Genomic DNA, 12609 nt, shown 5'->3' with positions numbered 1-12609 from the left:
TGGCCCGGAAAAATGAATTAAACGTTTAGCGGCGCGCCAGGATCATTCGATGATCCTGCCCCACCTGTCGGCGATCCAATACGGTCCACTGTATTTTGTCAGCCATGGTATCAATGGGTAAGTGCGCGGTGGGGCGGCCGGTGCTGCCGAGGAACACCGGCGCCTGGTACAGCCACAACTCGTCCACCAGGTTCTCTCCGATAAAGGTGCCCGCCAGAGTCGGGCCTGCCTCCACCAGCACTTCGTTGATGCCAAGCTCGCCCAGGGCATCCAGTAGTTCGGCGACATCCACACCATTATCTTTCCAGGCCACCCCGGTGAGGCTCACGCCCAGTGCCGCCAGATCCTGGGCAGGCCCAGTCGCCAACGTGGAGCTGGCACAAAAGACTTGGACATTGCCGCCGCGCAGGATTCGCGCCATTGATGGCGTTCGGGCGTCCCGGTCAGCGATCACCCGAAGCGGCTGCCGGGACGGCTCGGTGGCGTCACCGATATCGCCCATCTCCTCGCGACGCACGTTCAGTGACGGGTCGTCCGCCAACACCGTGCCCACACCCGTGAGAATGGCATCGCTGAGCGCCCGCAGGCGCTGCACGTCGCGACGGGCTTCCGGCCCGGTGATCCACTGGCTTTCTCCCGACGCCATGGCGGTCCGGCCATCCAGGCTGGCCGCCATTTTCAGGCGCACCCAGGGGCGACCGGTGGTCATGCGCTTGATAAAGCCCGGGTTCAAACGTCGGGCTTCGTCTTCCATCAAGCCTTCGTGCACCCGGATGCCAGCCTCCCGCAACATTTCCAGCCCTCGTCCGGAAACCGAGGGGTTCGGGTCACGGATGGCTGCAAATACCTGCGATACACCGGCATCAATCAGGGCCTTGGCGCACGGCGGTGTGCGCCCGTAGTGGCTGCAGGGTTCAAGCGTGATGTAGGCCCTGGCACCACGAGCCTGCTCACCAGCCTGGCTCAGGGCTCGCACTTCGGCATGGGCCTCACCGGCCCGCTCGTGCCAACCTTCCCCAACAATCCGGTTACCCCGGGCAAGCACACACCCGACCCTGGGATTAGGATGAGTGGAGTAACGCCCACGCCACGCCAACTGAATAGCCCGGGCCATCATCGCCCGGTCACGGTCCAGAATCATGCCTTGCCCTTGTCTGCCGGTTTATCGACCAGCGCGCGCGCCACGTCCGCCGCAGCGTCACCGTCACCTTGCGACAGCCGTTCGATTTCTTCCTTGAACTCATTGATGTCCTGAAAGCTGCGATACACCGAGGCGAAACGCACATAGGCCACCTGGTCCAACTGGCGCAACTCAGTCATCACCTCTTCGCCCAGGCGCATGGACTTCACCTCGCGCTCGCCGGTGGCGCGCAGACGGTAACGGATCCGGTTCAGGGCGGCATCAATCTGCTCGATACTGACCGGCCGTTTCTCCAGGGCCTTCATCAACCCGGCCCGCAGCTTGTCCTCATCAAACGGCTGGCGCGTGCCATCCTGTTTGACCACACGGGGCATCACAAGCTCGGCAGTTTCGAAGGTGGTGAAACGCTCATGGCATGTCAGGCATTCCCTGCGGCGACGAACCTGATCCCCCTCGGCCACCAGGCGCGAGTCGATCACCTTGGTATCAACTTCACCACAGAAAGGACAGTGCATAGCAATAGCTCCGGCAAGGAAACGCCCGATCGCGCCTAAAGCACGACCGGGTTGTAGCGTTCAGCGACGATCAGCTGTAAACCGGGAAACGGCCACAGACTTCTTCGACCTGCTCACGAACGCGGCTGATGACCGCTTCGTCTTCAAGATTGTCGAGGATATCGCACATCCAGCCGGCCAGATCACGGCACTCGGTTTCACCGAAACCGCGAGTGGTCACTGCCGGGGTGCCAACGCGCAGGCCGGAGGTCACAAACGGCGAGCGCGGATCGTTCGGCACGGCGTTCTTGTTCACGGTGATGTGGGCGCGGCCCAGGGCAGCATCGGCGTCTTTGCCGGTGATGTCCTGCTTGATCAGGCTGACCAGGAACAGGTGGTTCTTGGTGCCGCCGGAAACCACGTCAAAACCACGCTCGATGAACACTTCCGCCATGGCGGCCGCGTTCTTGACCACCTGCTTCTGATAGGCCTTGAACTCATCGCTCATGGCTTCCTTGAAGCACACGGCTTTGGCGGCGATCACGTGCATCAGAGGGCCGCCCTGGCCGCCCGGGAATACGGCGGAGTTCAGCTTTTTCTGCAGGTCGGCATCATCGCAGGCCAGGATCAGGCCGCCACGGGGGCCGCGCAGGGTCTTGTGGGTGGTAGTGGCAACCACATGGGCATGGGGCACCGGGTCCGGATACACGCCAGCGGCAACCAGGCCGGCCACGTGGGCCATGTCCACAAACAGGTAAGCGCCTACTTTGTCCGCGATCGCGCGGAAGCGGGCAAAATCCAACTCCTGTGAGTACGCAGAGAAGCCGGCGATGATCATCTTCGGCTGGTGCTCAACAGCCAGCGCTTCCACTTCGTCGTAATCGATCAGGCCAGTGTCGGTGTTGATGCCATACTGGACCGCGTTATAGATCTTGCCGGAAAAGTTCACGGTGGCGCCGTGAGTCAGGTGGCCGCCATGCGCCAGGCTCATGCCCATCACGGTGTCGCCCGGCTTGAGCAGAGCCATGAAGACCGCCGAATTGGCCTGGGAGCCGGAGTGCGGCTGTACGTTGGCATAGGCAGCGCCAAACAGCTCTTTAGCGCGATCAATAGCCAGCTCTTCCGCTTTATCGACAAACTCGCAGCCACCGTAGTACCGCTTGCCGGGATACCCTTCGGCGTACTTGTTGGTCAGCACGCTGCCCTGCGCTTCCATCACGCGCGGGCTGGTGTAGTTTTCCGACGCGATCAGTTCAATGTGGACTTCCTGGCGGTTGCGCTCCGCCTCCATGGCGGTCCACAGTTCGTCGTCGTAACCGGCGATTTTCATATCACGATTAAACATGGATGTGCTGCCTCTGTCTCAATGGCTGGCCCGGGCGGTGCAATCGCGCCCGAACGCTGGAAATTTTGGAGACGCATTCTACCGCGAAAACGGGTTGAAAATCATCCTTTATAGCGTCCGCAGATACCGGCACACGGCAATCTCCGGATTCTTCCCAATTGCTATAGTAGGCCCGTTTCGCTACCTTACGGGGTTACTTTTGCACAGGTTCACCGGCAACCTGCTTTAAACCCTGTTTTTGCCACGGAATCCACGGAAGAACACGGAAAAATAAAAAAGGAAAAGATTTTTAGCCACTAAACCCACGAAAGAACACTAAAAAGAGTTTAACTGCTTAAGGCGCTTTTAACTTTTCGTGTTCTTTCGTGGATTTCGTGGCCTATAAGGTCTTTTGCTTTTCCGTGTTCTTCCGTGGATTCAGTGGCCAAAATCGTTAAGAGGACAGAGCCAGCATGGCACAGTACGTATACACCATGAACCGCGTGGGCAAGGTGGTTCCGCCCAAGCGGGAGATTCTTAAAGACATTTCCCTGAGCTTCTTCCCGGGCGCCAAGATCGGTGTCCTCGGCCTGAACGGCGCCGGTAAATCCACCCTGCTGCGCATCATGGCCGGCGTCGACACCGATTACATCGGCGAAGCCCGCCCGCAGCCCGGCATCAATGTGGGCTACCTGCCCCAGGAACCGGAGCTGGACGAAGAAAAAACCGTTAAGGAAATTGTCGACGAGTCCGTTGAACACGTTCACAACGCCCTGGCCGAGCTGGACCAGGTGTATGCCGCCTACGCCGAGCCGGACGCGGATTTCGATGCCCTGGCCCAGAAGCAGGGCGAACTGGAAGCGATCATCCAGGCCACCGATGGCCACGACATCGAGCGAAAAATGGAAGTAGCGGCCGACGCCCTGCGCCTTCCACCCTGGGACCAGAAGGTGAAAGTCCTGTCTGGTGGTGAGCGCCGTCGTGTTGCCCTGTGCCGCCTGCTGCTGTCCGGCCCGGACATGCTGCTGCTGGACGAGCCCACCAACCACCTGGACGCCGAATCCGTGGCCTGGCTCGAACGCTTCCTGCACGACTACGACGGCACCGTGGTGGCCATCACCCACGACCGTTACTTCCTGGATAACGTCGCCGGCTGGATCCTGGAACTGGACCGCGGCCACGGCATCCCGTTCGAAGGCAACTACAGCCAGTGGCTGGAAAACAAGGAGAAGCGCCTGGAGATGGAAGCTAAGCAGGAGGCTTCCCACCAGAAAGCCGTGAAACAGGAACTGGAATGGGTGCGCTCCAACGCCAAGGGCCGCCAGTCCAAGAGCAAGGCCCGCCTGGCCCGCTTCGAGGAAATGAGCTCCCAGGAATTCCAGAAGCGCAACGAAACCAACGAACTGTACATCCCGCCCGGACCACGCCTGGGCAACAAGGTGATCGAAGTCGACGGCATCAGCAAAGCCTTTGAAGACCGCCTGCTGTACGAAGACGTGTCCTTCAGCGTGCCACCGGGTGCGATCGTGGGCATCATCGGTGGTAACGGTGCCGGCAAATCCACCCTGTTCAAGATGATTGCCGGCTACGACAAGCCAGACTCCGGCGAAATCGTCGTGGGCGAAACCGTGGAACTGGCCTACGTGGACCAGATGAGGGACCTGGAGGGCGACAACACCGTTTGGGAAGAGCTGTCCGACGGCAACGACATCATCAAGGTGGGCAACTACGAGACACCTTCCCGGGCCTATGTTGGGCGCTTCAACTTCAAGGGCAGCGACCAGCAGAAGCGGGTTGCCGACCTCTCCGGTGGCGAGCGCAACCGCCTGCACCTGGCCAAGCTGCTGAAACAGGGCGGCAACGTGCTGCTGCTGGACGAACCGACCAACGACCTGGACGTGGAAACCCTGCGCGCCCTGGAGGAGGCCCTGCTGAACTTCCCGGGCTCCGCCCTGGTGATCTCACACGACCGCTGGTTCCTCGACCGTGTGGCCACCCACATCCTGGCGTTTGAGGACGACGGCGACGTGGTCTACTTCGAAGGCAACTTCACCGAGTACGACGAGGACTTCAAGAAGCGTAAGGGCGACTCTGCCATGCAGCCCAAGCGCATGAAGTACAAGAAGCTGGCGTAATGGCCAAAGCCAAGACCGCTTTCGTCTGCACCGAGTGCGGCGCCGATTACTCCAAGTGGCAGGGCCAGTGCACGGCCTGCCACGCCTGGAACACCGTGAGCGAGGTTCGCGGTGTGTCCGGCCCGGGTAAAGGCGCCCGCAGCGCCCGCTTCGAGGGCTATGCCGGCAGTCTGTCCGAAGTCAAAAGCCTCGATGACGTCAGCCTGGCCGAACAGCCCCGGATCAGTACCGGCATGAAGGAGTTTGACCGGGTACTTGGCGGGGGCCTCGTGGAAGGCTCCGCAGTGCTGATGGGAGGCCATCCCGGCGCGGGCAAAAGTACGCTGTTGCTTCAGGCAGCCTGCCAGTTGGCCGAGAAAACCCCGGCGCTGTATGTCACCGGTGAGGAATCCCTGCAACAGGTCGCCATGCGCGCCAATCGGCTGGGCCTGCCTACCCGGGATTTGAAGATGCTGTCGGAAACCAGCGTCGAACGGCTGATACAGGTGGCCGAAGCCGAGAAGCCTCGAATCCTGGTCATCGACAGTATCCAGGTGATGCACGTGGCGGACATTGAATCGGCCCCCGGCTCAGTATCCCAGGTACGGGAAAGCGCCGCTTACCTGACCCGTTTTGCCAAACAGACCGGCACCATCCTGTTCCTGGTGGGTCACGTCACCAAGGACGGCAGCCTGGCCGGCCCGAAGGTGCTGGAGCACATGATTGACTGCTCCATCCTCCTGGAAGGCTCCAGCGACAGCCGCTACCGCACCCTGCGGGGCATCAAGAACCGCTTCGGCGCAGTCAACGAGCTGGGCGTGTTCGCCATGCTGGAGCAGGGCCTGAAAGAGGTGAAAAACCCGAGCGCCATCTTCCTGAACCGGGGCGAGGATGCCGCGCCGGGCAGCGTGGTGATGGTGGTCTGGGAAGGCACCCGGCCCATGCTGGTGGAAATCCAGGCGCTGGTGGACATGGCCCAGGGCAGCTACCCAAGGCGTGTCGCCGTGGGCCTGGATCAGAACCGCCTGGCCATGCTGCTGGCAGTGTTGCACCGGCATGGCGGCATGCACGTGGCGGATCAGGACGTATTCGTGAACGTGGTGGGCGGCGTGAAAGTCGCCGAGACCAGCGCCGATCTGGCGCTATTGGCTGCGGTCGTCTCTTCCTTCCGTAACCGCGCCCTGCCCCAGGATCTGGTGATCTTCGGGGAAGTCGGCCTGTCCGGCGAGATTCGCCCCGTGCCCAGTGGCCAGGAGCGTATTTACGAGGCGGCCAAGCACGGCTTTACCCGGGCACTGGTGCCCAAGGCCAACGTGCCGCGCAAGCCGGTGGATGGCATGAAGGTGATTCCGGTGACCAAGCTTTCGGATGCCCTTTCGGCGTTGGAGGAGCTTTAATCGAGCATATGAGCAAATTCACGCTCAAGTAACGCAGGATCGCCCAGATTCAGTTCCACCAGCCGCTTCAGATGGGTCACGCTGTCCAGGTCAATGTACTGGCACTTGAAGCCCAGGTGATCACCTTCCACGTGCCTTAACTCCACCGCCATCACAATCGCCCGTTCGTGGTCATCCAGGTGAACCACCAGTTCACAGGGCCGATTCAACTGCCCGTCCCAGCCTCTGGGCTTTCGCACCAAAACGCCTTTGAGTGAGATATCCAGCACCTCGGTTTCCCACACTTCTTCCTCACAGTGCAGCTCACACGCGGCGTCGAATTCGATGCGGTGGAATTGGCGTTTTTCGGGGGATTTTTCAGACAAGGTAACGCTCCTGACAGTCCATGTTCCTTGCCCAAACTATAGACGCGACGAGGTGAGGAAGCCAGCTAAGACAGTGCCATTCTTGAGTAACAACAAATTAGCCCTCGGCGGGTCAGTCGCGATATTGCAGAAGTATGGTTAGCGTACTGGTGGGGCAGCCTCCACCAGAGCCCACAGGCTACTTGTGATACTTCGGACTCAACTCCACAACAGCCTCAATAAACGCCCCGGCGTGCTCCGGGTCCACATCCGGGGTGATGCCATGCCCCAGGTTGAAGATATGCCCCGGACCGGAGCCGTAGCGCTCAAGGATGTAAGCCACTTCCTCGCGAATCCGCTCTTTCGGCGCATACAGCATGGCCGGGTCCATGTTGCCCTGCAGGGCCACCTTGTCGCCGACGCGGGCGCGAGCATTGGCGATATCGGTGGTCCAGTCCAGGCCCACGGCATCGCAACCCGAGTCAGCGATGGTCTCCAGCCACTGGCCGCCGTTCTTGGTGAACAGGATCACCGGCACGTGGCGGCCTTCGCTTTCACGGGTCAGGCCAGCGACGATCTTGCGCATGTAGCGCAGGGAGAACTCTTCGTAGGCCCAGTGGCTGAGTACGCCGCCCCAGGTATCGAAAATCTGCACTGTCTGGGCACCGGCCTTGATCTGACCGTTCAGATAATCGATGACCGAATCCGCCAGGTGATCCAACAAACGGTGCATCACCTCCGGCTGGCCGTACATCAGTTTCTTGGCTTCGGAGAAGGTCTTGGACGAACCACCCTCAATCATGTAGGTCGCCAGCGTCCAGGGGCTGCCGGAGAAGCCGATCAACGGTACGCGACCGTTCAACTCACGGCGAATGGTGGACACCGCGTTCATCACGTAATCCAGATCGGTCTCGGCATTCATCTTCGGCAACGCTGCCACATCCGCCTCGGAGCGGATCACGTTGCGGAATTTCGGGCCTTCGCCGGTCTCAAAGTACAGACCCAGCCCCAGGGCGTCGGGGATGGTCAGGATGTCCGAAAACAGGATCGCGGCATCCAGCGGGTAGCGCTCCAGCGGCTGGAGGGTGACTTCGCAGGCCAACGGTGTATTCTTGCACAGACTGAGGAAATCACCGGCTTTGGCGCGGGTGGCACGATATTCCGGGAGGTAACGGCCCGCCTGGCGCATCATCCATACCGGGGTGCGATCCACAGGCTGGCGCATCAGGGCGCGCAGGAAGCGGTCATTTTTCAGCTCAGTCATAGAGGTTCCGTCGTCGGTAAATGGTCAGTGGCAATGATACCTTGTTTTCCACCGTATAAAAGAGTCATTGCTGATTGTAGTCAAAAGCCCCTCAGAATGATTCACCGTGAACTAGTGTCCCGTCTGGTTAATTCGTTGATCTACTGAGCCACTGAGAGCGTTGAGAGCAAGGCGTGCTAATGAAGGTATGGTGGTTCCATATCGAATTAGCGCAACGCGGCTATCAACGCTCTCAGTGGTTCCCGAAGGGCGTAGCTCTGGGATTCCTGGCCGGTGTTGCCAGCGCTTGATGTGGCACCACCACACCTGCACACTGGCGCCTTGGCCAGAAATCCCAGAGCTACGCAGTAGATCAACGAATTAACCAGACGGGACACTAGACACAACTGCGGCCATCAATGACGGGCAATGACCGCCAAGTGCTCGGAATACCAAAATGAGTGGCCGCAAAATATTCCCTCACACCGGCTTGGATGCCGTGCTTTCCCGACGCAGCTGACGCGGCCAGTACACCGGCCAGCACAGCATCAACGAGCACCAGTGCGCCACCGCATGAAGCAGCATTAGCGGCGAGACGACTACCACCAGCGCGATCATCTTCGGGCTCCAGGGCGCGGCCGCCCACTTGTTTTCGATAAAGCTCCAGGGGGCCTGCAGCGAGCGCCACGGCCAGGGGAAATGGGGAATGCACCTGGGTTTGGGAAGGCTTTCCGGGCCCTCTTCCATGTAGCGGCGGATGTACTCCCACAGCGCATAGAGTTAATGTTCGCTGCGCAGCGGCGCGCCGAGAAAGACCACGTCGTGATACGGCGCACCGGTGCGCTGCTTGAAGAAGAACAGCATCAGGATTTCGCGCTTGCGCTTCTTGGTCACCACCTGATCGCCGGGATCGACCGACGCCACGACATCATCCCAGTCATAGACCTGATTGCCCCCGGCGAAATTGGGCCGATTGATGGTAATCTTACGCGTCTTGCGATTGAAACGAACCACGATATGGCGCTGGACCAAACATTCCATGCGGAATATCCAGAAGAGATAGATAAATGCGGCCAGCATTACAAACCAAATACCCCACATAAAAACCGCTGCTAAATAGTCCAAAAACTCGGCACTTTCTCCGGTTGTAGGCCAAACGCCATAAAAAAAAACATCCAGCAATGGTATAAGGAAGCTAAAAGGAAAACCCAAAACACCAAGCAACAATGGAAACAATCCCAGTAACACCCCCCCCCGCCACTCATCAAAAAATGTTCTGACATCCATATAGGTGTCATTCATCTTGTAGATGGAGCGCGCATCGTCGGGGGCGTCGCTTACCTGCCGTTCCTGCATGTCCCGATACTGCTCTCCGTATTTCTCGGTCGCCTTCTCGAACTCTTTCATATCACCCTCGAACCCGGTGATATCCTTCTTGCTCGCCGTCAACGTCCGGTGCATCAACCATTCAACGAAATACATCAGGTCACATCCTGTAAGGCCTGGTGAAAGGCACCGACTTCTTCCGCGTAGTCAGCGTAGTAATCGGGCTCACTCTCGGTAGTGAATACACAGCGCTTGCACCACGCTTCGAGCGCATCGTCGCCGAAAAACCAGAAGCCGAGCGTCAGAATGATGCCAGCCCAGGAGGTCACGGCAAAACCGGCCATCAACACACCGCGAATGGCAGCCGACGCCAATGACCGAGCCAACGGGGCTAAGATGGAGGCCAGTCTACGTGCAAGGGCGGTTTTTCCTTGTTCCGCTATACGAGACAAATAGGCAGCGGAGGATGCCAGCGTCACCGCCGTACCCAATATCGCGATACCGACATTGGCCAAGAATCTTGCGCCATAAGCCATAAATAAAACTGGATGGCGCTGATCAAATTGACGACTTGCTTCTATATAATCATCAATCGCCCCAAACAAAGCCCCCACCGAGGCCAACATCCCACCCCAGAACGAGAAGCCGCCCAAACGGAATTGAGCGGCTTTCCCGACATCGGTCGCACGGTATTTGCCCATCACCATGACCATATTGATGCTGGACGCCGCCGTGTCCGCGATGGCGCTGGCCACGAGTACGAACGCGCCCGCGATCCTGGTGTAATCGCGCGTGTCCTTGTCTTGTTTGGAGAGCGTCTGATAGAGCGCATAGCTTTCGATGATCGCGACCGCCACACCCAGCCGGAATTGCATGAACTGGCTGCCGTTGCCCTCCAGCGCCGCTTGCATATCTCGTGACAGGAAGCGCTTGGCCTTGGCAAGTTCACGTGCCGAGCCCTTGCTGAACCAGCGGCGGCTGACGCCGATCTGCGCAGCATGTCACGTCACCACTGGTCCAACAGTGCAGCGCCCCAGGCGGGATGCCAATCCATTCAGTGGCGGTGTCAGGATCATATGCTGGCGATCTCCGGTATTACCTTCTTCCCGGTTCTCAATTCCAGGCGCGCAAGTATCTGGTCGTCGGCACCGGCATAGATCAGGCGAAAGCGCAGGTAGCCGCCGCCGAGCAAATAATGTTCACCAACGTCCAAATCGGTCATGGGTGGGATGCGCCCGGTTCGTTCATAGTGTTTCGCGCGTTTGCGCTCCAGCGAAGAGAGGTACACGCCTCGCGTGCCTTCCCGGTACCGGCCGGTATCTAAAATGTGCATCTTGGCCACCAGTTCGCGCAGGTAAGCGATGACTTCCTCTCGGCCACTCCACTGCGGCATGAAGCCGGCGATGGAGTCGTGAACATACTCATCCATCATCACGGAGACCGGTTGCGATGATGGCCCGAATTCGGGGTAAAGCTCGTTGATTCGCTGCCAGTCGTCGACTGCAGACGGGTCGCCACCGGTCAGGTGTACTATCCAGTCGGCTTGTTCTCCCTCGAATGCTGTTCTGTAACCCCTGCGGGTATTTATCTGGCCCCGCCATTCCGAGAAGCGATCCAGCTCCTCCTGAAACCGGCGGTAACCCGACGCAAGGTTGTTCTGATCATACCGGGATGCACGCTGATAACTGTTCAGCGTGGTTACACCCCCGGCCCGGTGGTTGTTCAGACGCCACTCAATGCCCCGGCGCCAGTGCTCCCGGACGATGGTGCCGGTTTCCCCGGATTTGACCTGACACTCATCGATGTAGGCGTTGAAGTCCCGGATTGTTTCTGGCGATATCTGGAAAGCAACCTGGTCCTGAGTTAGAGCCTGCTCGAGCTTGAAAGGAACCCCCGCCAGACGAGCTTTGCGGTACATCACTGCCAGCGGGATGCGGGAGAGCATATCCCGGCCGATGTTATCGGCACCTTTGCCCTGCTCGCCGGGCTGATACCCACCTCCGATGTCTGAATGCACGCCGGGAAAGACGATTTCTTCGCCGTTGCTGGCAATCGAGTGGTCGTTGTAGATGGAGTCCAGTGGGAACGACTGCCGGTTCTCATGGGCCGAGACCAGGTGAGTGCATTGCCCCACATTGGGCGGGATAGCCAGGGATATTTCCGCATCGGCCCAGGCGCTATGACCGTCGGCGAGGGGCACGAGATTGGCGACGCCGACAGAGGCAACCGTATCGAACAGGCCCAGGAAATCAAAGGTGACGGGAAAACCAGCCAGGGTAAGCCCCTGGCTGGACTTGCCGGTCAGTCGGGCATCCAGCTCGCAGAGCTTGACCAGCCAGTTGGCAAATGTGCGGGCCTCGGCGGCACCGCGAGAGAAACCAAACGCAGACACGTAGATGTTTTTGACGATCCCCGGGTCCTTGTTTTGCGGCGGATTGCTTCCTTCGCTCATGTGCGGAGCAATACCCCAGTGCAACCGTTTTAGCCAGTCCACCAGAATTCTGGGTAGACGAGTTGTTGTCATCCTTCGAGTCTGATTGGCCGGCGTTGCAGGCCTTAGTGGACCAAGCTGGAGGGCCTGAGCCGTCATTTCACCGGCGGCACTGGCTTTCTGAATCTCTTCGTTGTCAATCAGCATGGCCTTCAGGAAGTAGCGGTGTACGGCATTAATCACCTGGGCCAGGCACCATAGGATGCGCACCTCGCCCAGTCGTCCGGTGCCGCCACCCAGCAGTTTGTCCCGGAACCCCTCGCCGGAATCGTCTGCCTGGGCAAACCGGGTTCCGACGCCGGGCACGTAGACGCGAAAGAAGTTGTCGTAGTCGGCAAGGTTGGATTGCCAGTTAGTTTGTGGCGGCAGAACGCCGGGGACACTCAACCCCGGGTAGGCGCTGTAAAGTCGGGCAATGTTGGACTGGCTGTTGTCTTTTCTCTCGATGCTGTCGCCGTAGTTATTGCCGGTGCCGTCGAAAAAAGTGCCGATGAAGAGGTTGGTGTCGCAGGGGGAGAGAGTCTTGGATTTTTCACGCTGCTCCCATTGCTGATCCAGCTTTCTAACCGTGCTGCCGAAGAATGAAAATCTGTCATGAGGTATGGCGGAGGACGGGGAGATTTTTTCCGAAAGCGTGGATTGGCAAGCCCCCGATATTCTAGACACCTGACAGCTGCTTAAAATACTGCTTTTCGAAGTCCACGGGAGACAATCCACCGTTGTTGCCGTGCCGGC

The 12609-nt window shown here is 59.3% G+C and carries 9 protein-coding genes and 1 pseudogene; 2 read left to right on the top strand and 8 right to left on the bottom strand.

What is annotated here, in order from left to right:
* Positions 1-25: 25 nt before the first annotated feature.
* The 3 genes from ribD to glyA all read right to left on the bottom strand — a co-directional run bounded on the left by ribD (position 26) and on the right by glyA (position 2980).
* Positions 26-1141, bottom strand: coding sequence for a bifunctional diaminohydroxyphosphoribosylaminopyrimidine deaminase/5-amino-6-(5-phosphoribosylamino)uracil reductase RibD (ribD, locus tag BY454_RS14145; RefSeq protein WP_104417178.1), 1116 nt, complete (start codon positions 1139-1141; stop codon positions 26-28).
* The gene (nrdR, locus tag BY454_RS14140) at positions 1138-1656 is read right to left on the bottom strand and encodes a transcriptional regulator NrdR (RefSeq protein ID WP_104417177.1); all 519 of its coding nucleotides are present in this window, start codon (positions 1654-1656) and stop codon (positions 1138-1140) included. Before nrdR ends, ribD begins: the two co-directional genes overlap by 4 nt.
* Before the next feature lie 70 nt (positions 1657-1726).
* Positions 1727-2980 carry a serine hydroxymethyltransferase gene (gene glyA / locus BY454_RS14135; protein ID WP_104417176.1) on the bottom strand — a complete coding sequence of 418 codons (1254 nt, stop codon included), beginning with the start codon at positions 2978-2980 and terminating at the stop codon, positions 1727-1729.
* 452 nt (positions 2981-3432) lie between these two features.
* On the opposite strand from glyA, the gene ettA reads away from it, so the two are divergent.
* Entirely contained in the window at positions 3433-5094 is a 1662-nt protein-coding gene (gene ettA, locus BY454_RS14125) for an energy-dependent translational throttle protein EttA (protein WP_104417174.1), read from the top strand.
* On the top strand, positions 5094-6470 hold the full coding sequence (gene radA, locus BY454_RS14120; protein ID WP_104417173.1) for a DNA repair protein RadA: 1377 nt from the start codon (positions 5094-5096) through the stop codon (positions 6468-6470). Before ettA ends, radA begins: the two co-directional genes overlap by 1 nt.
* On the opposite strand, the gene BY454_RS14115 is transcribed toward radA, so the two are convergent.
* The 5 genes and pseudogenes from BY454_RS14115 to BY454_RS14095 all read right to left on the bottom strand — a co-directional run bounded on the left by BY454_RS14115 (position 6467) and on the right by BY454_RS14095 (position 12540).
* The gene (locus BY454_RS14115) at positions 6467-6835 is read right to left on the bottom strand and encodes a PilZ domain-containing protein (protein WP_104417172.1); all 369 of its coding nucleotides are present in this window, start codon (positions 6833-6835) and stop codon (positions 6467-6469) included. The genes radA and BY454_RS14115 overlap by 4 nt on opposite strands.
* Before the next feature lie 178 nt (positions 6836-7013).
* Positions 7014-8078 carry a uroporphyrinogen decarboxylase gene (gene hemE, locus BY454_RS14110; protein ID WP_104417171.1) on the bottom strand — a complete coding sequence of 355 codons (1065 nt, stop codon included), beginning with the start codon at positions 8076-8078 and terminating at the stop codon, positions 7014-7016.
* Between the two features lie 459 nt (positions 8079-8537).
* A pseudogene (locus tag BY454_RS17200) lies at positions 8538-9344 on the bottom strand (DUF6708 domain-containing protein).
* 194 nt (positions 9345-9538) lie between these two features.
* Positions 9539-10294 (bottom strand): hypothetical protein, encoded by a 756-nt coding sequence (locus BY454_RS14100; RefSeq protein WP_104417170.1) that lies wholly within the window; start codon positions 10292-10294, stop codon positions 9539-9541.
* Between the two features lie 161 nt (positions 10295-10455).
* Positions 10456-12540 carry a T6SS phospholipase effector Tle1-like catalytic domain-containing protein gene (locus BY454_RS14095; protein ID WP_181049709.1) on the bottom strand — a complete coding sequence of 695 codons (2085 nt, stop codon included), beginning with the start codon at positions 12538-12540 and terminating at the stop codon, positions 10456-10458.
* Positions 12541-12609: the final 69 nt, after the last annotated feature.

It is taken from the genome of Marinobacter persicus (genome assembly GCF_002934325.1).
GTDB classification, from domain to species: domain Bacteria; phylum Pseudomonadota; class Gammaproteobacteria; order Pseudomonadales; family Oleiphilaceae; genus Marinobacter; species Marinobacter persicus_A.
Note: the sequence above shows the minus strand (reverse complement) of the source record. Positions and strands in the feature narration are given on the sequence as shown.

What these genes read in the sequence shown, in the direction of transcription:
- ribD (WP_104417178.1), bottom strand. Translation starts at nt 1,141, where the DNA reads ATGATTCTGGACCGTGACCGGGCGATGATGGCCCGGGCTATTCAGTTG.
- nrdR (WP_104417177.1), bottom strand. Translation starts at nt 1,656, where the DNA reads ATGCACTGTCCTTTCTGTGGTGAAGTTGATACCAAGGTGATCGACTCG.
- glyA (WP_104417176.1), bottom strand. Translation starts at nt 2,980, where the DNA reads ATGTTTAATCGTGATATGAAAATCGCCGGTTACGACGACGAACTGTGG.
- ettA (WP_104417174.1), top strand. Translation starts at nt 3,433, where the DNA reads ATGGCACAGTACGTATACACCATGAACCGCGTGGGCAAGGTGGTTCCG.
- radA (WP_104417173.1), top strand. Translation starts at nt 5,094, where the DNA reads ATGGCCAAAGCCAAGACCGCTTTCGTCTGCACCGAGTGCGGCGCCGAT.
- hemE (WP_104417171.1), bottom strand. Translation starts at nt 8,078, where the DNA reads ATGACTGAGCTGAAAAATGACCGCTTCCTGCGCGCCCTGATGCGCCAG.
- BY454_RS14100 (WP_104417170.1), bottom strand. Translation starts at nt 10,294, where the DNA reads ATGCAAGCGGCGCTGGAGGGCAACGGCAGCCAGTTCATGCAATTCCGG.